Source organism: Collinsella sp. CLA-ER-H4, assembly GCF_040092395.1.
Classification (GTDB): Bacteria; Actinomycetota; Coriobacteriia; order Coriobacteriales; family Coriobacteriaceae; genus Collinsella.
In genome coordinates, this window is the sequence record NZ_JBBNLQ010000003.1 from 1 (window position 1) to 23,771 (window position 23,771).

Below are 23,771 nucleotides of genomic sequence, written 5' to 3' on the forward strand. Positions count from 1 at the left end.
GGACGAGGGACGAGGCCAAGCAGGACATCTTCAAGTACATAGAGCTCTATTACAATAGGGTGCGCATGCATTCCACCCTGGGCTACATGTCTCCAGTGGAATACGAGCGGCAATACGCTTGAGGATCCTTAAAAGAAAGTCCAGTTTATCCTTCCCACTCCAAAAGCCTCCCATTTCTCATGTCCAAGAAATGGGAGGCAGTTCACAATGGAGCTTCGGCCTTTTTGCTTAGAACTGCATTTCCTTGCAGGTTGACACGCCTCTAGAGCCGGCGTAAGCCTTCCTCGAGACCGGTCTTGCTGTCGGTCTTCTCGTCGCGCATCTTGATGGCGCGGGCGGGGACACCGGCCACGACGGCGCCGGCGGGGACGTCCTCGACGCACACGGCGCCGGCGGCAACTACAGCACCCTTGCCCACGTGCACGCCTTCCAGGACCACGGCGTTTGCGCCGATCATGACATCGTCCTCGATGATGACGGGCGTGGCGCTGGCGGGCTCCACAACGCCTGCCAGCACGGTGCCGGCGCCGATGTGGCAGTTCTTGCCCACGGTGGCGCGACCGCCCAGCACGGCGCCCATATCGATCATGGAACCCTCGCCGATAACGGAGCCGATGTTGATGATGGCGCCCATCATGATGACGGCACGGTCGCCAATCTCGACGCGGTCGCGGATGATCGCGCCCGGCTCGATGCGGGCGTTGATGCCCTTAAGGTCGAGCATGGGCACGGCGGAGTTGCGGCAATCGTTTTCAACGTCGTAGTAATCGATGGAATCGGCATTGGCGTCCAGGATGGTCTTGAGCTCGTCCCAGTCGCCAAAGACGGTCTTGCCGCGACGGCCGCCGTAGACATGTGCGTCGCCCCAGGCAACCTTCATGCCCGGCTTCTCGCGCACGTACAGCTTGACGGGCGTCTTTTTGGGCGCGGTGGCGATGTAGTTGATAATCTCCTGTGCATCCATCTCGGCTGCGTTGCTCATTTGCTATCTCTCCTTTGGGTGGATTCGGTTGATACCTGGTTAGGCAAACATGACCTTGTCGAACGTATAGAAGCCGGGTTCGCGGGTGACGAGCTTCTGCGCGGCTGCCAAGGCGCCGTTGACAAAGATCTGACGGCTCGTGGCGCGGTGGGTGAGCGTGACCTCCTCGTCCTGGCCAAAGAAGCTCACCTCGTGCACGCCGGCGACGGTGCCGCCGCGCAGCGAGTGCATACCGATTTCCTTGGGATCGCGTGCTCCGCACATGCCCTCGCGGCCATAGACGGGGTGGTAGCCTGCCTCGGGCTCGGCTTCGACGACGGCGTCGAGCAGTAGCTTGGCAGTGCCGCTGGGGGCGTCGACCTTTTGGTTGTGGTGCGTCTCGACGATTTCGCAGTCAAAGCCGGGCAGCTCGCGTGTAGCCTGCGCTACCAGATGGCGCAGGGCTGCGATACCGATGGAGTAATTGCCCGAGTGCATAACGCGGGTGTTCTGGCCCAGTTCACGCAGGCGGTCCATCTGCTCGGGGGTGTAGCCTGTGGTGCCTGAGACCAACGCCGCGCCCGTGCGCTCGACATAGGCGACGACGGCGTCGAAGGTCGCGACGTTCGAGAAGTCGATGATGACGTCGGCAGCCGGTGCGTTCTCGAGCTCGCTCAAATCGAAGCCAATCTGGGCCACGATATCAAAAACGGGCTGCCCGGCGGCGTCGACAATGCCTTCGGCGGTAGTGCGGATGAGCGAGCCCATGCGGCCCGTTCCCATAATGACGGTCTTAATCAAGTAGACCAGCTCCCTTCAGAGCATCGGTAAGTGCGGCTCGCGTGTCGTCTGCCATGGGGCACAGCGGCATACGGTAGTTTGCCTCGATCATGCCCATCTGGGCGAGCGCTTCCTTGACGGGGATGGGGTTGACCTCGCTAAAGAGGGCGTTGATGAGCGGCTGGCCGGCAATCTGGATATCGCGGGCGCGCGCTACGTCGCCGTCCAGATAAGCGCGGCACATGTCGTGTACAAGCTGCGGCTGCACGTCGGCCCACACGCTGATGGTGCCCGAAGCGCCCAGGCTCATGAGCGGCACTGTGAGTGCATCCTCGCCCGAGTACATGCGGAAATCGTCGGACAGCAGGTGGGCGATCTTGGCCGCGTAGGCGACGTTGCCCGAGGCCTCCTTGATGCCCATGATGTTGGGGTGCGCGGCTAGGCGCTCTACGTTGCGCTCGCTGATACCGCAGCCGCAGCGGCCGGGGATGTTGTACAGGATGCAGGGGATGTCAACGGCATCGGCGACGGTCTTAAAGTGCTGATAGATACCCTCTTCGTTGGACTTGTTGTAGTAGGGGGTAATGAGCAGCAGGCCGTCGGCTCCCAAGCCCTGGTAAGTAAGCGACTTGGTGAGCATGGTCTGCGTGGAGTTGGAGCCTGAGCCGGCGATGACGGGGACGCGTCCTGCAACATGCTTGACCACGGCGGCGACGACGGAGTTGTCCTCGTCATCGGTCATCGTGGCGCTCTCGCCGGTGGTGCCCAGGGTGAGAATGGCGTCGGTGCCATTTTGCAAGTGGAAATCGATAAGGCGCTCGAGCGCGTCAAAGTCGACACTGCCGTCCTTTTTAAACGGCGTAACCAGGGCGACGATTGAGCCCTCGAGATTGCGGATGTCCATGTTCTTCTCCTTCGCCTCCGCGATCTGGATGCGTTTGTTCCATTGAGCTGCGACTGCCAGGCGCTCGTCTTGGGCGCGACGGCGGGCGCTTTCGGCGCGCGACTTGGCCAGCAGCTCTCGGCCGCACGGCAGCACGTCGAGCGTGGAAAAGTAATCGCCCGGGCGCTCGGCGCGGCGGATGAGGTCGGCCGCGCCATCGGGGCGCAGCAGGACCTCGGCGGAGCGCAGACGTCCGTTGTAGTTGTAGCCCATGGAGTAGCCATGCGCACCGGTATCGTGGATTACAAGCAGGTCACCCATGTCGATATGCGGCAGCTCGCGGTCGATGGCGAACTTATCGTTGTTCTCGCACAGATTGCCCGTGATGTCATAGGTGTTCGTGACGGGCGCCGTGGCCTTGTCGGCGCCGCCCGGCTGACCCATCACCGTAATGTGGTGGTAGGCGCCATACATGGCAGGGCGAATCAAATCGACGGCGCTTGCATCGACACCGATATAGTCCTTGTAGATCTGCTTCTCGTGGATAGCCTTGGTGACCAGACAGCCGTAGGGGCCCATCATAAAGCGGCCCATCTCAGTGCAGATGGCCACATCGCCCATGCCGGCGGGAACCAGGATCTCGTCGTATGCCGCGTGTACTCCCTCGCCGATGGCGCGAATGTCGTTGGCCTGCTGCTCGGGCAGGTAGGGGATGCCGACGCCGCCGGACAGATTGATGAAGGCGACGTGTGCGCCGGTCTCGCGCTCCAGGCGCACGGCAAGCTCAAAGAGGATGCGCGCGAGCTTGGGGTAGTAGTCGTTGGTGACGGTGTTGCTGGCAAGGAATGCGTGGATGCCAAAGTCCTCGGCGCCCTTGGCTTTGAGTATGCGGAAGGCCTCGAAGAGCTGCTCGGTGGTCATGCCGTATTTGGAGTCGCCCGGGTTGTCCATGATGCCGTTGGAGAGCTGGAACAGTCCGCCCGGATTAAAGCGGCAACTGACCGTCTTGGGGATGGGCCCCGCAACGCGCTCAAAGAACTCGATGTGGCTGATGTCGTCAAAGTTGACGATGGCGCCCAGTTTGTCGGCGAGCTCAAAGTCCGCTGCCGGCGTGTCGTTGGACGAGAACATGATGTCGTGTCCCGTGATGCCCAGCGAGCGGGCGATCATGAGCTCGGTGTAGCTTGAACAATCGCAGCCACAGCCGTATTCGTTGAGAATGGAAATGAGCGCCGGGTTGGGATTGGCCTTGACGGCAAAGTATTCCTTAAAGCCCGGGTTCCATGCAAAGGCATCGCGCACCTCTTGCATGTTGCGGCGGATGCCCGCCTCGTCATATAGATGAAACGGCGTGGGGAACTGCTCGACGATATGCTCGAGCGTCTCCTTGTCCACAAACGGCTGCTTGGCCGCATATGCCTCGTTGGGGGTCAATGCCATGTCCCGTAAACCTCGCTATCCAGACGGCGCCATCTGCGCATCGAGTCCGCATAGCGTGGACCCAATGTCCGGATAGCGCTCCCGCATTGCTGCAGACAGTCCTGTGGGTGTTTCCCGCAGGCCCACCAGGTTTTTCGTGCCCGAAAAGCCCAGTTCGGCGGGTTTCGCCTCCCCGCGGGGTCAAAGCCTGCCGGCTCGCCCGCGGTTCTTCGTGCCCGCGCCTCTATCAAGTGGTAACGACCCTACCACGTTGCACTTTACCAAACAAGAGTATTCGTATATAACGTTTAAAAAATGCAGCAATATGCTGGAAACATGTGTGCCACAATCCTGCATCACAATAAGTTGCAACAGATATGCCTCACGAAGGGATCCTCTATGATCGAGCTCCAAGAACTCCGTCGCTATCGCCGCGACCTGCATCGCATTCCGGAGCTCGATTTCGATCTTCCGCAAACCATAGCCTATATCGAGGGCGTGCTGGCACCGCTCGCTTGCGAGGTGACCCATCCGTGCCCCAGCTGCGTCTGTGCTTTCTTCGACTCTGGCGTTGGTGCCACGCATGCCACGGCGATTCGCGCCGACATGGATGCGCTACCCATTGTCGAAGCAACGGGTGCGGCCTTTGCCTCGACGCATCCCGGCAAGATGCACGCTTGCGGGCATGACGGACACATGGCTATGGCACTTGCCGCCGCGACGTATGTCGACCGCACGATTCGCGAGCAGCCGGGCGCCATGAGGCGCAACGTGCTCTTTGTGTTCCAGCCGGCCGAGGAAACGACCGGTGGCGCCAAGACGGTATGCGAGAGCGGCGTGTTCGAGCGCTATGGGGTCGACCGAATTTTTGGCTTTCACGTGTGGCCCGATTTGCCTGCCGGCACGTTGGCGAGTTGTTCCGGCCCGCTGCTGGCGCGTTCGAGCGAGACACACATCCATATTCACGGTACGAGTATCCATATTGCTAAGACCTATGGTGTGCCGGTTGGGGAGTCGCACGATGCGGCCTTGGCGGCAGCGAAGTTTTTGGTTGCCGAGCGCGAGCTGATGGACGAGCTGGGCACCGACGAGCCCTGTATCGGCAAGTTTGGTCTGCTGCAGGCCGGTACCGTCTGCAACACGGTGGCGGGGGAGGCCCATGTTGCCGGCAGCCTGCGTGTGTTTACAGACGACATGTTCGACCGGGCACGCGAGGGCGTGCGCCGCGTGCTGGACGATGCCTGCGCCGCAACGGGCTGCACGTACGATCTCGATTTTGCCGAGGGCTATCCGCCGGTCGACAACGACCCCGAGTTATTTGCCAATGTCGCGTCTGCCTTGCCCGAGCTGCAGCTCGTGGATGAGCCTTTGCTGATTGCCGAGGACTTCGCCTTCTATCAGCGCCATCTGCCGGGCGTGTTCTTCCTGCTGGGCACGGGTATGCCAGAGGACCAAGACAACCCGAGTGATTCGGATGGCTGCCCCGCCTATGCCACAAGCGCTCTGCATGCCGATAGCATGCTCTTCGACGAGGAAATCCTACTCAAAGGCCTCGATGTCTATAAACGATTGCTTGTGATGGAGTGACGATGGAACGACGCCGACAGTCTGCCGTATATAGTCCGGGTGGATGCGGGTGCGGTTTGCTGCTGCTTCCGGTTATTGCTGTGAGCATTGGCGTGATGTTTGCGCTTGCCGGGCTTGCCGCGGCGGCGCTCGTGCTGTTTATCACTGCCATCGGCGTGACGATTTGGCTCTGCCGCAATCGCGAGCAACGCCGTGCCGACGGTAAAACCAATGTCGGCTGGGTCGTCTTTCTGATCATTACGTACCTGCTGAGTGCCAGCTACCTTGTTTTCTTTGTCCTGTTGATGATCAGTGCCTTTACCGGGGAATCCGTCACGGTGGGGTAGTTTTCGACGAGCCTCTTGAGGATGAAACGAAAAAGGGGTCGGATGGGCGCTTTGCCCATCCGACCCCTTTCGCACGGTAGTTAATTCGGTCTCCTACTTTGCTGCCTCGCGGCGAGCGACCTCGTCGATCAAGATGGCATCGCCGTGCTTGGCGGCGGCAATGCTCGCGGCCATAATCATGCCCATTGCCGTGATGTAGGCGAAGAGCATCGACGGCGCCACGTCCATAACGATGCCGGAGAGAATTGGTGTCGCCACCTGAGCCGCCATGCTCACGGTGTAGTAGTAACCGGAGTAGCGGCCCACGCTTTGGGAGCTGCAGCACTCCAGAATCATCGTGTACACGCACAGGTCCACGCCGCCCAACGCGACGCCCATCAACAAAAAGACGCCGTACAACACGGGTGAGAAGCCGGGTGCCAGCCAAAGAAGCGCGGGGCACAAAACCATGATGACGGCGGTGCCCAGGGCGACCTTTTTGCGGCCGATTTTGAGTGAAAGATTTGCCAAGGGTACGTAGCTTAGCAGCGCGCCTGCAATCGTCACGATATTGATGATGGCGTAGGAACCGCCCTCCATGCCGTAGAACATATCGGCATAACGGCTGATATTGGTGGTCATGGCGTTATAGCTCATGTAGTAGAAAAACGTTGCAGCGAGCAGCATGATGATGGAGCGGCGTACGCCGGCGTCTGCAACGCGATCTTTACCGCCGGCCTCGGGGGAGTCATCTTTGTCAATCTGATCCTCGTCGATGCCCATTGACAGCGATTTCTCGCGCATCTTTTCGACGAGGGCGGGCTCACGGACAAAGATGCCATAGACAACGGCCGACACGAGGATAAAGGCGGCCTGCAAGATAAAGAGCGGAAGATAATCGGGTTTGTGGGCCTTGGGAACCATGACCGAGATGGCGACGAGCATAAGGCCCGTCCCCGCATAGCCGACGATCTTTTCGATCGAGTCCGCCTTGGTTCGCAGTGGGCGAGGCGTAATATCGGCCACGATGGCAACCGTCATGGTGCGATAGGCGCATATTGCCAATAGCGTGAGAATAATCGCGCCGATGAGCAGAGGCAGGCTGCCCATGTTGTTGGCGATCGCGATGAGCGGGACGGAGAGCATTGCCACCGCGGAGCCGCCCAAGATAAAGGGCGTTCGGCGCCCGAGTTTGCTTGTGCAGCGGTCCGAGAGGATGCCAAAGAGCGGAAGCAGGAACAGGCCAAAGACATTATCGATGGCCATGATCGCGCCGGTGAGCGAGTTGGATAGGCCAAAGGTCCCCGTGAGCATCTTAGGAACGATGCCGTCGTAGACCTGCCAAAAGCTGATCATGCCCATAAAGGGTAGGGAGGCGAGGGCAACGGCCTTGGTGTCGAGCCGGGCCGCCCGCTTAAGATTTGGTTGGGTCATGCTGGTTCTCCTGGTCGGTAAAAGCGGGGAGGGGCGCTATCGGCCCTCCCGTCCTACAGCTGTTCAAGGTTGGCGAGAAACGCCACATAGAATTCGACGCCGCGTTTGTAGACATCGACACCGATGCGTTCGTTGGCGGCATGGATGAGCTTGCGCGCCTCGCCCGAGTAGATAAAGCCGCAGAAGCGGTAGACGCGATCGCAGATCTCGTTGAACTCGCGCGAGTCGGTGCAGGAGTTCTGCACGTAGGGAGCAAAGCCGGCCTCGGGATAGACACCCGACACGCAGCGATGGATGTAGTTGAAGGCGGCATCGTCTTCGTAAGGCGAGATAGGTGCGGGTTCGGTGTAGGGGATCGCCTCGTTGATTTCGACGGTGACGTGATCGGGGCTTACGCCCGAGGCGCGGCACTGCTGAGCGGCGAGCTTGCGAGCGCGCTCAACGGCATCGGCGATGGTCTCGAACGGAGCGATGCGCACGTTGAAATTGGCGCGAGCGACTGGTGGCAGCACGTTGTGCGCGTTGGAGCCTTCGAGCTGCGTGAGCGCATAGGTTGTGCGCAGCATGGCCGAGGTCTCGGGGCTGGCGGCCATAATCTTGGTAACCGCGGGGCGTGTGAGCCAGAGGTTGCCAAAGATTGTCTGAAACGTCGCGCTGCTGCGGGCACCCAGCTCGGTCAGTGTGGCCTCGACGGCAGGCGTAAGCTGCGGCTTGCCGGGGTTGGCAGAGATGGTCTCGCATACACGGCAGAGAAGACGGCAGGCATCGTTTGCCGCTGGCGTAGAAGCGTGGCCGCCGTCGGCGCGCGCCGTGACGGTAAGGTCGACATGGCCCTTCTCGGACACGCCTACCATGGCAACGGGTTCGGTGACACCGAGCGGTGCATCGGTTGCCACGGCGCCGCCCTCATCGAGCACCATATAGGGATGGATGTTATGCTCGCGAAGCCACTGCACTGCACGGGTTGCAGTAGGCGCGGCGATTTCCTCGCCATCGCTCGAGAAGAACCAGACATCGCGCGGGGGAACGAAGCCCTGATCGATTAGGTGCTCGGCGGCCTCGAAGAAAGCCGAGACGATGCACTTGGTGTCGAGTGATCCGCGTGCCCAGATCTCGCCGTCGAAAATCTCGGCTCCAAAGGGATCGTGTTCCCAGTCCTGGCCCTCGACGGGCACGACGTCCTGATGCGCCATCATGACGATGGGGTCCAAGGCGGAATCGGCGCCAGGCCAACGCAGGAGCACGCCAAAGTCGTCGATGCGTGTGAGCTCGGCGACTTTAAAGAAATGCGGATAAAGTCGCTGAAGCGTGGGAATCCACTGGCTGAAGGGCTCATCGTCGCGCTCGGCGATGTTCTCACGCGAAACGGTGGGGATGCGCAGCAATTCGCAAAAGCGCTCGACGGCTACCTCGTCTGCCTTGTAGGTGCCTGCATCAAGAGGCGCGCCCTGTGCGACCGATACCGATGCTCCCATGGTGGGACTCCTTTCGTGTTGTATATCGAATACGTCAAGATTATCGCCCGCACCGCGTGTGGGAAACGGCGAAACACGTTGTTCATCTGCGGGCGGCGGGTCGGATAGCCTTAGCCGACGATGACCGTGCCGTCTTCGCCCACGGTGATGGCGTCTCCCGTCGACACGGCATCGAGAAACTCATCGCCCAGGTTGTCAATGGTGGGCATGGGGGTGTCGGTCCATACACCCGAGAGGATCGCGCCAGCGGCGGCAAGGCTGTCAATGGGTTTGGAAAACAGCAGGCATGCGGGTTGGCGCCCCATTTTGGTGGCGCAGAAGAGCACCATGCCGCCCGTGGTGGAGCCGATGGTCTGCGGAAGGCACAAGGCACATCCCGCCAAAGGTTTGCCGTACAAGTCGGGATTGTTTTGGTCGGAACACGTGGCCTTTTTGTCGCCAAACATCAGTGCCTTCTGAAACGATGCGAGTGTGTTGAGCCCTCCGTGAGAGACAAGTGCCTTGGCGTGGGCAGTTCCGGGGACAACGACGCGGCCGTGAAAGATTTTCTTCATGAGGAGTCGCCTTCCTATTTGATTGGTTTTCCGGTGGTGACGTAGGCGAGCACCTCGTCGTCGGTGTAGTAGCGCGATGCCGAGTACGTACGCAACTTGTTGGAGTTGGTGATGATGGGCATGCTGCCGCACAGCGGGTTGTTGGTGTACATAAGCGGGCAGATGCTCGAGACGACGGCGCCGGTAGTCGAGAGGCGCCTGTATGCCGCAGTCTTGCGGAAGGCGTCTGCCACGGATGGGGCGGCGGTCAGTACGGTGGGTACTTGTACGCGGCAGTTGCCGGAGGCACTCAACCCATCGCAGATGGCGTCTGCCCAGTGGGCGAGTTGTGCAGACGAGAGGTGGGGGCAGCCGATGAAGGCCAGCTTGGGGCGCGCGTCCGGGTTCTTCCACATAACGGGGTAGCTCGAGCGGATGCGTTCCAGCTCGGCGTCGTCAATGCGATAGATTTGGGCGTCTGGTGCTATGAGTTGTTCGCCTTGTTCGACGGCCTCGGGCGTGATGCCGTCCACGTGGTAGAGCCCGACAGCGCCGTTCGATGCGCTGGCAGCGCCCATGTCCTTAAGGTAGTCCTGCGTGCCGGGTGTGAGTTCGCGGCCAAGCCAGCGGTCGAGGCCTTTAATGTAAGGGACGTCTTCCATCACCTTCATGCCAATGGCGCTGCCAAGCACTTGCGCTTCGGGCTTGCGCTTACAGTCGACTTCGATGATCCAGGTCGCCTTGCGGCCCTCATCGGTGAGCAGGCCGAATTCCGGGACAAAGCCGGCAATTGAGCCGAACATCTCGATGATGCCGGAGTTGCGATTGCAGCGAGCGCCCAACACGGAGTTGGCAAAGACCACGGCGCTGCTTTCTGCCCAGCTTAGGATGTCGCCGCGCCGAGGTCGATTGCCAACCTCGGGCTGGTAGCAGGTGCAGGTGAAAGCATCGCTGTCCAACAGGCCCATGCTGCGCAGCTGTGCCTCATAATCGTCTTGTTTGGAATACATAATCTTGAACAGCAGCTTTTGCAGCGGGTTGGCCGGGACAGCGGGGTCGAGGGGTCTCGGGTCGACCGAGAATGACTGACCGGACAGGGCGCCGTCTTTCAGCAGTTCATCCATAAGGTCATAGACTGGACCGAGCATGGAGAGGCCAAAACTTGTGACAAGATGACCGTTTGCGCCGGTCACGGGAACCATGCGCTCGGCGCCAAAGCATTCGCCGTACATAACGAGGGTCTTGACCACTTTGGCCATGGCGGGGCCCTTGGCGCCGTCGAGCAGGGCTTGTTGTTGGGAAGTCAGGTTCATCTGTGAGCCTATCCTTTCGTGTTAGATATTGGTGCCGAGTCGGTATGCCGCGCGGACCGCTTCGAGCACACGGCCGGGTGCAAACCCATCGCCGATGTTATGCAGCTCGTTTGCGGCGTGCGTCTGCTCCAGTTTGTAGAACAGTGCGTCGTCGGGGTGTCCGCCGCAGGCAATGATTACCAGGTCGCAGGTTAGCTCGAGCGGCTTCCAGTCGTTGCCGATTTTGGGTGCAAGCGGGTTTTCGACGTTCTCGGGCAAGACCGGTGACCACGAGACGTAGGGGTCGGGAACGTTTTTGTGGCAGTTGCGACTCAAGTGGAGGCGCGCGTACCTCGATGGGGCTCCAGACTCGCGCTTGCCGCCGACCTCCGCGCGCTCGACGCGTGTCATATTGAAGAGCCGCACATTACGTCCCCTGAGCGTATGGAGTAGGTGGCCGCGATTTGCCGTGCAGGCGCCCTGCATCATGTGAGGCAGCATTTCAATTACGCTGACCTGCGGTATGCCGTGTTCGACGGTGAGCCATTGGGCAACCTCGCAGCCCACGGCCCCTCCGCCAATGATGGCGACGGTTTTGGCGTTGCCAAGCAGCGCGGGTTGGCGCAGTAGCTGCGTTGCCTGCACGGCATGGCCCGATGCTGCAAGCTCCGTAAGGCCGGGGATGGGCGGTATCGCATTGGAAGTGCCTGTCGCACACACGATTGCGCCGAAGCCTGCTTTTGCAAGATCTTCGGCGCGTGCTGCCCGTCCAAGCTCGAGTGCCAGGTTCCCGTTGGGTTTTTCTGCCTGCTCGCGCACCTGTCGAACAAGATAGGAGCGGTAATTATCGAGGTCGAACTTGATCCGGGCGGCGCTGGCGGAGAGGAGTTTTCCTCCAAGTCCATCTTCGGCGTCGATGAGCTTTACGTCGTGGCCACGACGTGCAGCGATTAGCGCGCAGACCATCCCGGCGGGCCCGGCTCCTACCACCGCTATGCGTTTGGATTCTATGGCGGGAGCGGGTGTCTGGGGCATGAGGTATTCAAAGCTGCAGCGTGGATTGACAGCGCACTGCGGATGGCCCCCTTCGACAAACTCGTTGAGGCATCCTTCCTGGCATCCGATGCAGGGGCGAATATCTGCCACGCGACCGGCGTACGCCTTGTTGGGCCACTCGGGATCCGCAAGCAGCGGGCGTCCGAGCATGATCATATCGGCGTCGCCATTGCGAAGGGCGCGTTCGGCAATGTCGGGGTAGCCCAACTTACCCACCGCGACAACGGGTACGGGAAGGCCGGCATTGGAGCGGATATTGTCGGCGGCAAAGCGCTCCCGAACGGCGCGCGCCACGGGAACGAAGCAGCCTGCGGGCATGCTCGCAGGCGGGTGGGGCATCCACCAGTTGTCGTAGCAACCCAGGTCGACGTCAAAGATATCTACTCCTGCCGTCACGAGCTCTTCCATATAGCACAGGGTCTGTTCGACCGTGCGGCCGCCGCGCATGCGTCCCAGATAGGTCGAATTCATGACCTGCTCGTTATAGGTTTCCTCGAGTGCAAGCGAAAGGTCGATGCGGTACATGATGGGGTAGTCGGGCCCAACGCGGCGACGGATTTCTTTGACCATATCGAGGCCAAATTGACGCCAATCGGCATAACGCCCGAGCTTGCGATGGTTAAAGGCGGGGTTTCCGAGCTGCTCGATAAGATAGCCTTCGTGTCCGTGCAAATAGACGCCATCGATGCCCATGGCATGGGCATCGGCCGCCGCTTGGCCGATATTGTTTACGATACGGCGCAGCTTTTGGTCCGAGAGGCGCATGCATGGAATGGCGGGGATGTAGTAGTTAGGCAAGAAACTCGCCGAGACCGGAAACTTCTTTTGCGTGATGAGGCATTGCGGGTTGCCCACGCGGCCGAGTCCAGCCGTAAGCTGGACAAAAATGCGCGATCCGAAGGCATGGACGCCTTGGGCAAGGTCGCGCCAGCCTGCCATAACGGTTCGGCTTCGATCGATGCGCGGGAAATAGGTGAGCTTGTCCAGCTCGGTGACCGTGGTATCGATGCCGTGGCTTACCGGCACGAGCCCTGTTGTGATGAGGCCGCAGCCGCCTTTGGCGCGGGCGAAAAAGTACTGCAGCATCATGTCGCTGGGGCGGCCAGTTTCCTCGCACATGTCGATATTGCCCATCGGTGCCATGACAATGCGGTTTTTGACGGTGAGCTTGTTAATTTTGATGGGAGAGAAGAGCTTGTCAAAAGGATAGAGCTCTTGTGTCATGCGGGACGATCCACAACCGGATTTTTTGGCGGGCCAGCTGTCGAATGAGTCGACGAGTTGCTGTACCAGTACGTCTTTTCCCAATGAGGTTCCTTTCAGATGTTGACAAGGTAACAAAGCAGTTTACGTCTAAATGTTTAATAGTCAACAACAAAGGCATGAGTTCGGTGAAGGAAGAAAAGGACTAATGAGTGTTAGATGGCAAGCTGTGTCCGACATTAGCTCCCAGCTAATGAATTTGAGTTCGCTGCCTCCTACGATGTGCTGCGTGCCGGCACAGTAGCCGGATCGTAGGAAGGATGCGTAATGGCAAAAGAGGGAAAGAAGCCGATTGGCAAGATTGTCCTAGGCGTCATCGTGGTGCTGGTTATTGCCGGTGCCGTGGGCTCTATGGGCGGCAACTCAACCGATTCGTCTGCGAGCGATTCGGCAAAATCTGCCGAGACGACACAGCAGGTTGAGGAGCAAAAAGAACCGCAAGAACCGTATACCATTGCTGACGAGGCTGAAGACACCTCCAATCAGTTTGCCTATAAGATCACGGGTACGCTGACCAATAACACGGACAAGGAAAAGAGCTACATTCAGATTGAGTATGTTCTGTATGATGCTGACGGCAACCAGGTTGGAACGGCTCTTGCAAACACCAATCATCTGAAGGCGGGTGGCTCCTGGAAGTTCGAGGCGCTGGGTACGGTGTCTCCCGATCAGGTCGCCAATTGGGAACGCTCGGATGTGAGCGGTTTCTAGCATGTTGCATGCACTGGGAGAGGTGAAGTCGTATGCCCGATAAAAAGCTGACCGAGGAGTTGCTCAATGAGCTTCTCGATGCGCCGAACATCGATGGCTATATCAGGGAGCACGACTTTGCCGCCCCGTCGCTTTCGGACTACCTGAAGCAGCTACTGCAGGAAAAGGGCTTGGAGCGCTCGCGCGTGGTTCGTATGGCCGATCTCAATGAGACCTTTGGCTATCAGATCTTTACCGGTGCGCGTCATCCGAGTCGCAATAAGGTGCTGCAGATTGCCTTTGCGATGGCGCTGACGCTCAAAGAGACCAACCGTGCGCTGACGGCTGCCGGGGTAAGCGTCCTTAACTGCAAGGACCGCCGCGATGCGATTATCATCTTTTGCATCGATCGCGGGTGCAGCCTCCAAAAGGTCAACGAGGAACTGTATCGCTTTGGCGAGGAGACGGTGAGTTAGCGGCTGATATCTGAGCCGGCGGAGCTGTCGAACAACGATGCAAACGAACGGGGCGCGGATGCCATGGGGTGTCTGCGCCCTGCGCTATGATGGAGGCTATGGATACTCAGACCCCAACATATTTCAATGACGAGCTGACCGCAGCGCTTGCCGAGCACCTGGCGTCGCTCGATCGCGACGACAGCTATCGCGTGGAGCGTGTACTTAAGCGCTCGTCCGTTGAAACAACCGAGCTCGTGTACTTTGAAGGAACCGGTGGTGGTTCGCTCGGCCCCTTTGTCCGTAAACGCATCGATGCTTCGGCTCAAATCGGCGGGGCATACGAGCGTCTGTTTGCCGCTCAGCGGGCGGGCAGGCGTTTTGAGCACCTGCCCAGAATCGTCGATTGTCGTCGTGTGGGCGACGAGCTCAACGTGGTTATGGAATACATCGAAGGGGAGACACTCGGGGCGCTGGTGGACCGTCTGGGAGCCGCTCCCGATTATGCGCGTGAATTGTATCCTGTCCTTTGCGACGCCGTGGGCGAGCTCCATGCCGGTTTTGCAATGGCGGGGGAGGCTTCGGCGCCGGTGATCCATCGCGACCTCAAGCCGTCGAATATCATCGTGACAGGTGCCAACTATACGCCTGATGACGGCCTGACGTTTTCATCGCTTATCGACTTGGGGATCGCGCGCGTATGGCGCGATGGCGCCGATGCCGATACCGTCAAGTTTGGGACACGGCCCTATGCGCCGCCCGAGCAGTATGGGTTTGGGCAGACGAGCGTGCGAAGCGACGTCTACGCACTTGGCGCCCTGTTGTTCTTCTGCTTGACGGGAGTCGACCCTAAACCAGGGCTCGACATGCGCGAGCAATGCGAGGCACGCGGCATTCCCACTCCACTTGCCGATGCCGTCTGCATGTCGATGGCGCTCGACCCGGCCAAGCGTTTTGCGAGCGCGGAAGCGTTGGGACGGGCGACGCGCGCGGCATACGATCTAAGTCGCCCCGTGCGGCCTCCTGCGCCTGCGCCTGTCCGTACTCCGGCCTCGGAGACGGTGTTGACGCCCCAAGGGCTCCAGAACCCCACAGGGCTTCCTAGGCCTGCCGCCTCCGCTGCATGCGGTCTGCTCTCTCGCGTTCCGGAGTCTCTGGGGCGTATTTGGAATACGCTCGTCTGCTTCTCGCTGCTTGTGTTCTTTGCCGGAAGTCACTTTGCCGTCTTTCACCCCACGGGAGCAAACCAAAGCTACCCGACGTGGCTTCTCATAATCGAGTATTTTTTCTTTGTCGATGGCCTTATGGTGCTTATGCATTTTGCGCTGCTCGATAAGCGCCGTCTTCGTCGGCGATTCGCACTGCTCGACAGCTATCGCGGCAAGAAACTCGCGAAGCTCTGGCTCAAGGCATTGGGTGTGCTGCTCCTATGCATGATCGTCATAGTCGCGGTTGCCAATGCGACCGGCGTCGTCGATACCTCCGCTACCTAAAAGAAAAGGGCCCCGTTGGGGCCCTTTGCAGTTGCACTTAGATGCGGTTCATCTGAGCGGCGACTTTGTTGTACCAGTCCTGCCACGTGGGCGGGCAGTACTTTTTGGCCGCAGCCGGGGTAAGGGTGGAGCCGTAGTTGGCGCCCAGATAGGCAACGTGAGCGGAGATACCCTCGCTCCAGCTGCCAAAGCTGCGCCAACCGCCGCCACGTGCACTCCAGCCCCAGGCGTTGTAAGAATTGGCGCAATAAGCACCCTTGGTGCTCTCGATGCAGGCGATGGCGGGGGACCAACGGGGGTCGACACCGGTATTCCAAGCGGCGACGGCAAAGTTATAGCCCTGGCCTGCCATGGGGGAGCCGGCGAGATAATTGTCGATGCGGCTCGTCCACTCATTAATGAACGAATCGTAATCGGAACTACCGGTATTGGCGTTGTTCACCGTGGTGTCGATGGTGGTGTTGGTGTTGGTGGCCTGGCTGCTGGAATTGCTGCCGCTTACGCCCTCGCCCGAGAGCTTTTCGGCGGCAGCGGCCTTATCGGCCTCAAGCTTGGCAAGCTCGGCGGCATTTTCCTGCTCGGCTTTTGCCTGTGCCTCGCTGCGGAGCTGCTGGGCCTGCGTCAGCGCATCCTCGGCGTTTTTCTGCTCTGCCTCAAGCTGTGACTTGGCCTGCTGGAGCTCGGCCTTGTTCTGCTCGAGTTCGGTTTGCATGTTATTGAGCTCTTCGATCTCGTCGACGCTCGAGCTCGTGATCTGGTTGGTGTATTTGCAGGTCGTGATGAACTCACCCAGGCTCTGTGCGTTGACCAGGAAGCTCACGATGGGATTGGTGCCCTTCTGATACTTGTACAGATCGCGCATGGCGGAGCTTGCCTTGGCCTGCTGCTCGGGAAGCTTAGCCTCGATTTCCTCGATGCTTGCCTCATTGGAGTCAATCTGCTTTTGCAGGTCATCGAGTTTGGTGCGGGCGTCGTTGTAGGCGCTCGTGGCGGCTTCGATCTTCTGCTGGGCTGCGGAAAGCTGGTCCTGCGTTGCCTGCGAGGCGGCATACGCCGCAACGGGGGAGAGCATCGGCGAGGCCGTCAGCGCAACGGCGAGCGCGGCGCTCGTGATGATACGAGCCGGCTTCGACGCAATGAGCGCTGCGGTGCGATGATTCGAATGCTGCATCCAGTCCCTCTGCAATCAATCGTAGGTTATGGTTCGAACGGTATTCTACTACTGCTTTCGACCTCAACTTGAACCTTAAAGGTTCCAAAGGGTCAAGTTGAACTTGAGGCTTTGGCTTTGACCTGCAGTTATGATGAATTGTTGAGAAACCATAGAGTTCAACTTTAACGTTACGGGGGCCTGTTTAAGAGGAGCTTTGGGCTGTAAAAGCTATCTCAACGTGGGGTTTTACAACTACAGCGTGCCCTCCTGGCGAGCCTGCTCAATCTCTTCGAGCGCCTCGGCGGGGGTGAACGAGCAAGTGCCGTCGCCGAGCTTGACCACCTGGATTTCGTCGCCGGTATGGACCTCTCCGCCCTTTAGCACCACGCCAAAAACTCCCTCGTGGGGAAAGATGCAGTCGCCGGCGAGATAGTAGATGGCACAGCGGGTGTGGCAGACCTTACCGATCTGACTGATTTCGACCAGGACATCGTTGCCAATCTTGAGCTGCGTTCCCAGGGGGAGCGAGAGTAGATTGATGCCTTGCGTGGTGAAGTTCTCTCCAAAGTCACCCTCGTGTACGTCGAGCCCGCGTGCCTGCGCCGTCTGGATGGACTCCGCGGCTAAAAAAGAGACCTGGCGGTGCCAATGTCCGGCGTGCGCATCGGTAGCGAGGCCAAATTGCTCGATGACGGTGTCGCGTCCATCGGCGACGGGCGACTTGCGAGTGCCTTTGTGCTCCGACGTGTTGATTGAGACGATACGGGCAGGCCCGTTGTAAGCATCGTTTGCGGTGCGTAGGGGAACTGCCGTCTGGGCACGATCCGCAAGTTCGCGCTTGGCGGCGTCAATGATGGGGTTGTTGATCGGATGAGCCTGGGGCACGGTGCACCTTTCGACGGGGCGGGCAACATGTTGAATCCTACAACAATGGTAGGTTCATTGCCCATTGTCATACAACGGTGAGCGCCGTCTTCGTGCTGGCCTTCGTGCTGGACAATTACGTTGATTGCCATAGATACGGTGGAGCTTTGGGCGCCGGCGGCTTGGCACGCTAGAATAAATCAGTTGCGCAAAGACCGCCCGTTGTGTGGGCAGTTCATGATAGGAAGTTTCCATGGCATTGCAATTTACAGAGCGCGAGTTCATTCCCGTGCTGCTCGGTGGCGACATCAACGCCTATTCGGTGGCGCGTGCCTTCTACGAGGAGTACCGGGTCAAGAGTCTGGTCTTTGGCAAGTATCAGACGGGTCCCGCGTACCGCAGCCAGATTATCGACTACACGCCCAACGTGGATATCGATACCATGCCCGTGATGCTCAAAACCGTCAACGGCATTGCCCAAGCGCATGCCGATAAGACGATTGTCCTTGTGGGCTGTGGCGACAACTACGTTGCCCTCGTGGCTCAGGCCAAGGATGCCCATGAGTTGGCGGATAACATCGTCGCGCCTTACGCTCCCTATAGCATGCTTGAGCAGTGCCAGAAGAAGGAGATCTTCTACGAGCTGTGCGAGAAGCATGGCGTGCCCTATCCGCACACGTTTACCTTTACCAAGGCGATGCTCAATGCCCAGGGTGAGGCGCCTGCCGAAGTGCTCGACCAGATCGATTTTCCTTACCCGATGATTCTGAAGCCTTCTGATGGCATCATGTGGTGGCAGCACGAGTTCGAGGGCCAGAAGAAGGCCTATGAGATTGCCGACCGCGCCGAGCTGGAACAGGTCATTCGCGATTCGTATGCCAGCGGCTACACCGACGACCTGATCTTGCAGGATCGCGTGCCCGGCAACGACGAGTACATGCGCGTGCTCACCAGCTATTCCGACCGCAACGGCAAGGTCCGCATGATGTGCCTGGGCCATGTGCTGCTCGAGGAGCATCAGCCCCACGGTGTCGGCAACCACGCCTGTATCATTACCGAGCCCAACGACGAGCTCATGGGCGGCGTGCGCAAGTTGCTCGAGGACCTTCACTTTGTGGGCTATTCCAACTTTGACGTTAAGTACGACGAGCGCGACGGCTCGTTTAAGTTCTTCGATTTCAACACGCGCCAGGGCCGCAGCAACTACTACGTCACTAACAGTGGCTTTAACGTTGCCAAGTATGTGGTGGACGAGTATGTGTTCAACCGCCCGTTTGAGCCGGAGTTTGTGACGGCGCAGGACGAGGCGCTGTGGATGGTCGTCCCCATGGGAGTCGTCGACAAATACGTCAAGGATCCCGAGCTGCGCGCTAAGGTGCATCGCCTGGACAAGGAAGGCAAGGGCGCCGACCCTTCGTTTATGAAGGGCGACTTTGTCTTTAACCGCTGGCTGCGCATGTGGCACACCAAGCTGCGCCACTTTAAGCTGTTCAAGACGTATTACAAGTAGATGAGCGTGGCGCCCGTCCGGTTTGCATCGGGCGGGCGCGGGTATGATACGCGCAATTGCGCAAGCGTCACCAAGGAGGCGGCGATGGAAAAGCTGGGAGTTATCGGCGGCATGGGCGCCGAGGCCACGTCGTATTACTACGACCAGGTGGTGCGTCATACGGCTGCTGCCTGCGATCAGGAACATATCGACATGGTGGTGCTCTCCAAGTCGACCATGCCCGACCGCACGCTGGCCATTAAGACCGGCGAGCATGCCAAGCTGCTGGCGACCATGAAAGAGTGTGCCCAGGCACTCGAGTCGCTGGGCTGTGCGCACATTGCCATTCCCTGCAACACGTCACACTACTTCTACGACCAGATCCAGTCGTTTACGAAGGTGCCGATTATCCACATGCCGCGTGAGTCGGTGCGCTATGCTCTGGCCGGTGCGGTGATGGGGGAGTGCGAGTTCGACCCCAACCTGAGTATGCCGGCCGAGCCGGTGCACAAGATTGGCATCATGGGCACCGACGGAACCGTGGGCGCGGGCGTCTACGGCCGCGAATGTAAGGCTGCGGGTGTTGAGGTTGTCTATCCCAGCGAGAAACGTCAGAACGATGTGATGTCGCTTATCTACGATGATGTGAAGGCCGGACGTGAGCCCGATATGGATAAGTTCGATCGCGTGATGTGGGAGTTTGCCCGTAGCGGCTGCGACCGCGTCATTCTGGCCTGCACCGAGCTATCGGTGCTGCAAAAGTACCGAGAGATGCCCGAGATCACCCTCGACGCCATGGACGTCCTAGTGCGCGAATCCATCATCCGTAGCGGTGCCCCCTACCGCCTCTAGCTTCCGACCTGCCAAAAAGGGACAGGTTAATTTTGGTAGGTTTTATCTGGTGAAACAGTAAAGGCCTCGGCTCGTTTGGTGCGAGCCGAGGCCTTTTGCGTTGGGCGGTTGCTGTCGGTGGTGAACTAGAACAGGAAGCCGATGGCGATGAGGGCGATGCTGACGATGAGCACGGCGATGTCCAGGCCCTTGACGGGATAGCGCTTGTACGAGCTGGCGCGTGTGCGCAGGTAGAAGCCGCGCTGCTCGGCGGCAAGCGCGGTGGCATCGGTCTTGCCCACGCTCGAGATGAGCAGTGGCACACACAGTGGCAGCATGAGCTTAAGCTTCTTGATGGGGTTCTTGGTGTCGTACTCGACGCCGCGTGCGGTCTGCGCCTCCATGATGGCGTTCATCTCCTGACCAAACACCGGCACAAAGCGCAGCGCCGTGGTAAAGGTGAAGGCATAGCGATACGGCACGTGCAGCACCTCGACGCAGGCGTTGGCAAGGTCATTGAGCTTGGTCACCATGAGCATGAGGATGAGCGGTAACGCCACACCCAGCAGGCGCAGGCAGGCCTTCGATCCTGTGATGAGGCCCGTGTCGGTGATAAAACCCCACACCACGTTGCCATCGCGCATAAAGGCCAGCTGGAGCACCAGCATGATAAGCGCGAGCGTAATCAGCAACTTGAGCAGCGAGAACAGACGGTCGACGATGCCGGCATAGGCGCCCAGCGCAAGGGTGAGTGCCAAAAAGCCCAGCAGCGCCACGTAGGTGTCGGACAAGAAGATGCCGACGATGATGGCGGCGGCGAGGCCCAGTTTGACGACGGGATTCAGGCGATGCAGCAGCGTATCGCCCGGCATGTAGTCGATGACGTTAACCACGGTGGACCATCTCCTTGGTAATTCGAACGACATCGGTGACCTCGCTCACCTGCGCAAAAGCGGGCGAGACGGAAGATGCCAGACGGCGCGAGAGTTCAATAACCTGGGGAGGCTCCACGTAGGCACGCCGCATGAGATCGATGTTCGAGAATAGCTCGTGCGTGCGGCCGCGGTCGAGGATGCGACCGTCGGCCATTACCACAATGCGCTCGGCAAAATCCGAGACGACTTCCATATCGTGGCAAACCATGATAACGGCGCAACCGCGCTCGGCCATGGTGCGCACCGTTTCCATGACGGTCATGCACTCGCGGTAATCAAGGCCGCTCGTGGGCTCGTCGAGCACAACGATCTTGGGCTCTACGACCACGACAGAGGCGAGTGCCACCATCTGGCGCTGACCGCGCGAGAGCGAGAAGGGCGCCTCGTCGGCTGGCAAGCCAAAGCGGTCGATGACGAGCTGGGCGCGACGCAGAGCCTCGGCACGGTCCATGCCGCCAAGCTCCAAGCCAAAGGCGACCTCGTCGAGCACGGTGTCCTTGCAGATCTGACGGTCAGGGTTTTGGAAGAGGGTCGCGACCTCGCGGGCAATGCGGCTCGTGGGAGCGGCTGCGGTATCCAGTCCCGTGACGCGTACGCTGCCCGAGGCGGGCTTGAGCAGGCCCGTGAGCAGCTTGGTGAGCGTGGTCTTGCCGGCACCGTTCTGGCCGACGATGCCCACGAGCTCGCCAGGATAGAGCGTCAGGCTAAGGTCGTGTACGGCGGCGCCGCCATTGGGATAGGCAAACTCAACATGGTCGAAGGTGAGTACGGGTTCGGCGTCCTTGGCATGAGGGCGCAACGACGGTGCATGCGGGGAACCGGCGGGCGTCTGGGCTTCGATGGCCGCGTGTGCGGGGTCGACGATGCCCGAAATCAGGCGCTCAGCCTCATCGACATCCAAGCAAGGGGTACCGCTTACCAGGCCATCGGCCTCGAGGCTATTGAAGATGCGCGTGACGCGAGGGCAGTCGACGCCGATGGCACGGAGCTCGTCGGTATGCGCGAAGACCTCGTGCGGCTCGCCCTGTAGCGCGATTTCGCCATGATTGAGCACGAGCACGCGGTTGCAGTACTCCGAAAGCAGGGCGACCTTTTGCTCAACGACGACGATGGTGATGCCGAGTGCACGGTTGGCCTCACGCAGGGTCTCGAAAACCAGCGTGGAGCTGGCGGGGTCGAGCGCCGCGGTGGGTTCGTCGAGCACGAGCACGCGCGGACGCATGGCGAGGATGGCGGCGATGGCAACCTTTTGCTTTTGGCCGCCCGAAAGCGTGGCGATCTCGCGGTCGCGCAGGTCGCTGATGCCGACGGTCTCGAGCGTCTCGCTCACACGTTGCTCGATCTGGTCGTGGGGAACGCCAAAGTTCTCCAGGCCAAAAAGCATCTCGTCCTCGACGACCGAGGCGACCATCTGCGTGTCGATATCCTGCAGCACACTGCCGACGATTTGCGATACGTCGGTCAGCGAGACCTCGCAGGTGTCGTGGCCGTCAACCATGACGGACCCAAAGAACGTGCCGGTGTAGTGGTGGGGCACGGCACCCGACAGACAGGCGGCAAGCGTGGACTTGCCGGCGCCCGAGGGCCCGATGATGCCGATGAAATCTCCCTTGTTCACACTGAGCGAGATGTGGCTGAGCGCCTGCTCGGTCTGCGTGCCATAGGAGAACGAGACATCGTCGACGTTGATGATCGTTTCCATGGATACCTTTCATAGTCATTGGGGACAGTCTTAAATGACCAGTTGTTTAAGACCGTCCCAAAAAAGCTCGTTGTTTGGGACGGTCTTTGGTGGTGAAGCACGGAGACGGCTTTACGAGGGGCCCCAGGTTGGCGCGAAAGAGGAGCGAAGCGTACTTGGGTACGCGAGCGGCGAATGAACGCCAAGATGGGGTGGCTCGTAAAGCCGAGCGGGTTAGTTGAGCTTCAGGGCCTTCTGGATGGGCAAGTAGAGGGCGCCGATCAGAATGGCGTTAAAGACGGCGGTCATGGCGACGACGGGCAACATGGCGGCGGCGAGCTCGCCGACCACGCCGAGCATGGCCATCTTGATGACCATGAAGATGACGCCCGAGACAAAGGTGGTCACGAACGTTGCGGCGATGGCGACGGCAGACTTGACCTGTCCGTCCTTGGCAGCAGCGTTGACGATGACGGCCATGAGCATGGCGGCGATGCCCTCGGCGGCAAAATCGACGAACGGCGAAGTGGTGGTGATCTGGATCACGGCAGCCGAGATGAGGCCAATGACGAGCGCCTGGCCGATGTTGGGGCGAACGACCAGGATAGTGAGGCAGAAGGCCGAGATGATGAACTCGGGGCTGATCATGCCGCCCGAGATGCCCGAGATTGCCTTGCCGACGGTGAAGTTGAGGATGAAGCCGGCAGCGAGCAGGATGGCGAGCAGGACGAGAGCGCGGACGTCGAGTTTGCCGCGGTCGGCGGTCTGGACGGTGCGGGGCTGGGTGGCGGTGGTGTTCTGAGACATGGTGAAAATCCTTTCGGAAGGGGAGTGCAAGGGGAAAGCGGAGGCGCGTGATGCGAATGCGATCGGGCTCGAGATAGAAAAAGGCCCCCGGTCGAAACCGGAGGCCTTCCAATCACCTAGAGCGCAAAAACAGGCGTGAGGGACTCACTGTCGACCGATCGTATTCGCATCACGCCACCACCAGTTGTTGAGAGACTTCATCGTGTTCTTCATGTTGGTGGCTCCTTTCGTGATGCCGTGGCGCGGTCGCACCTAGTTGCTGTTGCGCTGCACTATAGCACAGCGAAGTGTGTGCGGGGAAATCTTTTTTGAAAAGAATTCAGGCGGGTTTCCCACCGGTCAAAAGAGCGGGCTGAGCGGGCGAGGCTGCCATTGCTGCCTTGCC

21 protein-coding genes and 1 riboswitch are annotated in these 23,771 nt (G+C 59.8%); of the genes, 8 read left to right on the plus strand and 13 right to left on the minus strand.

Going from position 1 to position 23,771, the window contains the following annotated elements:
• On the plus strand, positions 1-122 hold a 122-nt coding region (locus AAAX34_RS03415), incomplete at its 5' end, for an IS3 family transposase (RefSeq protein ID WP_349110092.1).
• Positions 123-262: 140 nt separating this feature from the next.
• On the opposite strand, the gene dapD is transcribed toward AAAX34_RS03415, so the two are convergent.
• The 3 genes from dapD to dapA are packed head-to-tail and all read right to left on the minus strand — an operon-like array spanning position 263 to position 4,064.
• On the minus strand, positions 263-982 hold the full coding sequence (dapD, locus tag AAAX34_RS03420) for a 2,3,4,5-tetrahydropyridine-2,6-dicarboxylate N-acetyltransferase (protein ID WP_217107736.1): 720 nt from the start codon (positions 980-982) through the stop codon (positions 263-265).
• 39 nt (positions 983-1,021) lie between these two features.
• Positions 1,022-1,762, minus strand: a complete 741-nt coding sequence (dapB, locus tag AAAX34_RS03425; RefSeq protein ID WP_172544914.1) for a 4-hydroxy-tetrahydrodipicolinate reductase — start codon at positions 1,760-1,762, stop codon at positions 1,022-1,024.
• Positions 1,755-4,064: a 4-hydroxy-tetrahydrodipicolinate synthase gene (gene dapA / locus AAAX34_RS03430; RefSeq protein ID WP_349109969.1), complete on the minus strand. Its 2,310-nt coding sequence runs from the start codon at positions 4,062-4,064 to the stop codon at positions 1,755-1,757. Before dapA ends, dapB begins: the two co-directional genes overlap by 8 nt.
• Positions 4,065-4,129: 65 nt before the next feature.
• Positions 4,130-4,298: riboswitch (Lysine riboswitch) on the minus strand.
• A 144-nt stretch (positions 4,299-4,442) separates the two neighbouring features.
• Here dapA and AAAX34_RS03435 point away from each other — a divergent pair.
• Both AAAX34_RS03435 and AAAX34_RS03440 read left to right on the plus strand, forming a co-directional pair.
• Positions 4,443-5,630 (plus strand): N-acetyldiaminopimelate deacetylase, encoded by a 1,188-nt coding sequence (locus tag AAAX34_RS03435; protein WP_349109970.1) that lies wholly within the window; start codon positions 4,443-4,445, stop codon positions 5,628-5,630.
• A 2-nt stretch (positions 5,631-5,632) separates the two neighbouring features.
• Positions 5,633-5,956, plus strand: coding sequence for a hypothetical protein (locus AAAX34_RS03440; RefSeq protein ID WP_349109971.1), 324 nt, complete (start codon positions 5,633-5,635; stop codon positions 5,954-5,956).
• A 93-nt stretch (positions 5,957-6,049) separates the two neighbouring features.
• Here the strand turns inward: AAAX34_RS03440 and AAAX34_RS03445 are convergent, their stop codons facing one another.
• From AAAX34_RS03445 to AAAX34_RS03465, 5 genes are all read right to left on the minus strand, one after another.
• On the minus strand, positions 6,050-7,369 hold the full coding sequence (locus tag AAAX34_RS03445; RefSeq protein ID WP_349109972.1) for an MFS transporter: 1,320 nt from the start codon (positions 7,367-7,369) through the stop codon (positions 6,050-6,052).
• 53 nt (positions 7,370-7,422) lie between these two features.
• Positions 7,423-8,844, minus strand: a complete 1,422-nt coding sequence (locus AAAX34_RS03450; protein ID WP_349109973.1) for a M20/M25/M40 family metallo-hydrolase — start codon at positions 8,842-8,844, stop codon at positions 7,423-7,425.
• A 110-nt stretch (positions 8,845-8,954) separates the two neighbouring features.
• Positions 8,955-9,398 (minus strand): DUF126 domain-containing protein, encoded by a 444-nt coding sequence (locus AAAX34_RS03455; RefSeq protein WP_349109974.1) that lies wholly within the window; start codon positions 9,396-9,398, stop codon positions 8,955-8,957.
• 14 nt (positions 9,399-9,412) lie between these two features.
• A complete protein-coding gene (locus AAAX34_RS03460; protein WP_349109975.1) occupies positions 9,413-10,690 on the minus strand; it encodes an aconitase X in 1,278 nt (425 codons plus the stop codon).
• Positions 10,691-10,711: 21 nt separating this feature from the next.
• Positions 10,712-12,949 carry an NAD(P)/FAD-dependent oxidoreductase gene (locus AAAX34_RS03465; RefSeq protein WP_349109976.1) on the minus strand — a complete coding sequence of 746 codons (2,238 nt, stop codon included), beginning with the start codon at positions 12,947-12,949 and terminating at the stop codon, positions 10,712-10,714.
• Between the two features lie 306 nt (positions 12,950-13,255).
• On the opposite strand from AAAX34_RS03465, the gene AAAX34_RS03470 reads away from it, so the two are divergent.
• The 3 genes from AAAX34_RS03470 (at position 13,256) to AAAX34_RS03480 (ending at position 15,626) form a co-directional block, all read left to right on the plus strand.
• The gene (locus tag AAAX34_RS03470; RefSeq protein WP_349109977.1) at positions 13,256-13,699 is read left to right on the plus strand and encodes an FxLYD domain-containing protein; all 444 of its coding nucleotides are present in this window, start codon (positions 13,256-13,258) and stop codon (positions 13,697-13,699) included.
• A gap of 32 nt (positions 13,700-13,731) precedes the next feature.
• The gene (locus AAAX34_RS03475) at positions 13,732-14,154 is read left to right on the plus strand and encodes an XRE family transcriptional regulator (RefSeq protein WP_117635411.1); all 423 of its coding nucleotides are present in this window, start codon (positions 13,732-13,734) and stop codon (positions 14,152-14,154) included.
• 98 nt (positions 14,155-14,252) lie between these two features.
• Positions 14,253-15,626: a protein kinase gene (locus AAAX34_RS03480; RefSeq protein WP_349109978.1), complete on the plus strand. Its 1,374-nt coding sequence runs from the start codon at positions 14,253-14,255 to the stop codon at positions 15,624-15,626.
• A 37-nt stretch (positions 15,627-15,663) separates the two neighbouring features.
• Here the strand turns inward: AAAX34_RS03480 and AAAX34_RS03485 are convergent, their stop codons facing one another.
• Positions 15,664-16,797, minus strand: a complete 1,134-nt coding sequence (locus AAAX34_RS03485; RefSeq protein ID WP_117745899.1) for a glucosaminidase domain-containing protein — start codon at positions 16,795-16,797, stop codon at positions 15,664-15,666.
• Positions 16,798-17,031: 234 nt separating this feature from the next.
• Positions 17,032-17,664 carry an MOSC domain-containing protein gene (locus AAAX34_RS03490; protein ID WP_349109979.1) on the minus strand — a complete coding sequence of 211 codons (633 nt, stop codon included), beginning with the start codon at positions 17,662-17,664 and terminating at the stop codon, positions 17,032-17,034.
• Positions 17,665-17,896: 232 nt separating this feature from the next.
• Between AAAX34_RS03490 and AAAX34_RS03495 the strand changes: the two genes are divergently transcribed.
• Together AAAX34_RS03495 and AAAX34_RS03500 are read left to right on the plus strand one after the other, a co-directional pair.
• Entirely contained in the window at positions 17,897-19,153 is a 1,257-nt protein-coding gene (locus AAAX34_RS03495; RefSeq protein WP_349109980.1) for an ATP-grasp domain-containing protein, read from the plus strand.
• Positions 19,154-19,237: 84 nt separating this feature from the next.
• Entirely contained in the window at positions 19,238-19,984 is a 747-nt protein-coding gene (locus AAAX34_RS03500) for an aspartate/glutamate racemase family protein (RefSeq protein ID WP_040358337.1), read from the plus strand.
• 125 nt (positions 19,985-20,109) lie between these two features.
• Here AAAX34_RS03500 and AAAX34_RS03505 read toward each other — a convergent pair whose 3' ends face one another.
• From AAAX34_RS03505 to AAAX34_RS03515, 3 genes are all read right to left on the minus strand, one after another.
• Positions 20,110-20,856 carry an energy-coupling factor transporter transmembrane component T gene (locus tag AAAX34_RS03505; RefSeq protein WP_349109981.1) on the minus strand — a complete coding sequence of 249 codons (747 nt, stop codon included), beginning with the start codon at positions 20,854-20,856 and terminating at the stop codon, positions 20,110-20,112.
• Positions 20,849-22,600, minus strand: a complete 1,752-nt coding sequence (locus AAAX34_RS03510; protein WP_349109983.1) for an energy-coupling factor transporter ATPase — start codon at positions 22,598-22,600, stop codon at positions 20,849-20,851. Before AAAX34_RS03510 ends, AAAX34_RS03505 begins: the two co-directional genes overlap by 8 nt.
• Positions 22,601-22,813: 213 nt before the next feature.
• A complete protein-coding gene (locus AAAX34_RS03515) occupies positions 22,814-23,386 on the minus strand; it encodes a hypothetical protein (protein ID WP_349109984.1) in 573 nt (190 codons plus the stop codon).
• Positions 23,387-23,771 lie beyond the last annotated feature (385 nt).

What these genes read in the sequence shown, in the direction of transcription:
- AAAX34_RS03460 (WP_349109975.1), bottom strand. Translation starts at nt 10,690, where the DNA reads ATGAACCTGACTTCCCAACAACAAGCCCTGCTCGACGGCGCCAAGGGC.
- dapD (WP_217107736.1), bottom strand. Translation starts at nt 982, where the DNA reads ATGAGCAACGCAGCCGAGATGGATGCACAGGAGATTATCAACTACATC.
- AAAX34_RS03445 (WP_349109972.1), bottom strand. Translation starts at nt 7,369, where the DNA reads ATGACCCAACCAAATCTTAAGCGGGCGGCCCGGCTCGACACCAAGGCC.
- AAAX34_RS03475 (WP_117635411.1), top strand. Translation starts at nt 13,732, where the DNA reads ATGCCCGATAAAAAGCTGACCGAGGAGTTGCTCAATGAGCTTCTCGAT.
- AAAX34_RS03465 (WP_349109976.1), bottom strand. Translation starts at nt 12,949, where the DNA reads ATGACACAAGAGCTCTATCCTTTTGACAAGCTCTTCTCTCCCATCAAA.
- AAAX34_RS03450 (WP_349109973.1), bottom strand. Translation starts at nt 8,844, where the DNA reads ATGGGAGCATCGGTATCGGTCGCACAGGGCGCGCCTCTTGATGCAGGC.
- AAAX34_RS03440 (WP_349109971.1), top strand. Translation starts at nt 5,633, where the DNA reads ATGGAACGACGCCGACAGTCTGCCGTATATAGTCCGGGTGGATGCGGG.
- AAAX34_RS03500 (WP_040358337.1), top strand. Translation starts at nt 19,238, where the DNA reads ATGGAAAAGCTGGGAGTTATCGGCGGCATGGGCGCCGAGGCCACGTCG.
- AAAX34_RS03435 (WP_349109970.1), top strand. Translation starts at nt 4,443, where the DNA reads ATGATCGAGCTCCAAGAACTCCGTCGCTATCGCCGCGACCTGCATCGC.
- AAAX34_RS03510 (WP_349109983.1), bottom strand. Translation starts at nt 22,600, where the DNA reads ATGGAAACGATCATCAACGTCGACGATGTCTCGTTCTCCTATGGCACG.
- dapA (WP_349109969.1), bottom strand. Translation starts at nt 4,064, where the DNA reads ATGGCATTGACCCCCAACGAGGCATATGCGGCCAAGCAGCCGTTTGTG.
- AAAX34_RS03480 (WP_349109978.1), top strand. Translation starts at nt 14,253, where the DNA reads ATGGATACTCAGACCCCAACATATTTCAATGACGAGCTGACCGCAGCG.
- AAAX34_RS03470 (WP_349109977.1), top strand. Translation starts at nt 13,256, where the DNA reads ATGGCAAAAGAGGGAAAGAAGCCGATTGGCAAGATTGTCCTAGGCGTC.
- AAAX34_RS03515 (WP_349109984.1), bottom strand. Translation starts at nt 23,386, where the DNA reads ATGTCTCAGAACACCACCGCCACCCAGCCCCGCACCGTCCAGACCGCC.
- AAAX34_RS03455 (WP_349109974.1), bottom strand. Translation starts at nt 9,398, where the DNA reads ATGAAGAAAATCTTTCACGGCCGCGTCGTTGTCCCCGGAACTGCCCAC.
- AAAX34_RS03485 (WP_117745899.1), bottom strand. Translation starts at nt 16,797, where the DNA reads ATGCAGCATTCGAATCATCGCACCGCAGCGCTCATTGCGTCGAAGCCG.
- AAAX34_RS03495 (WP_349109980.1), top strand. Translation starts at nt 17,897, where the DNA reads ATGGCATTGCAATTTACAGAGCGCGAGTTCATTCCCGTGCTGCTCGGT.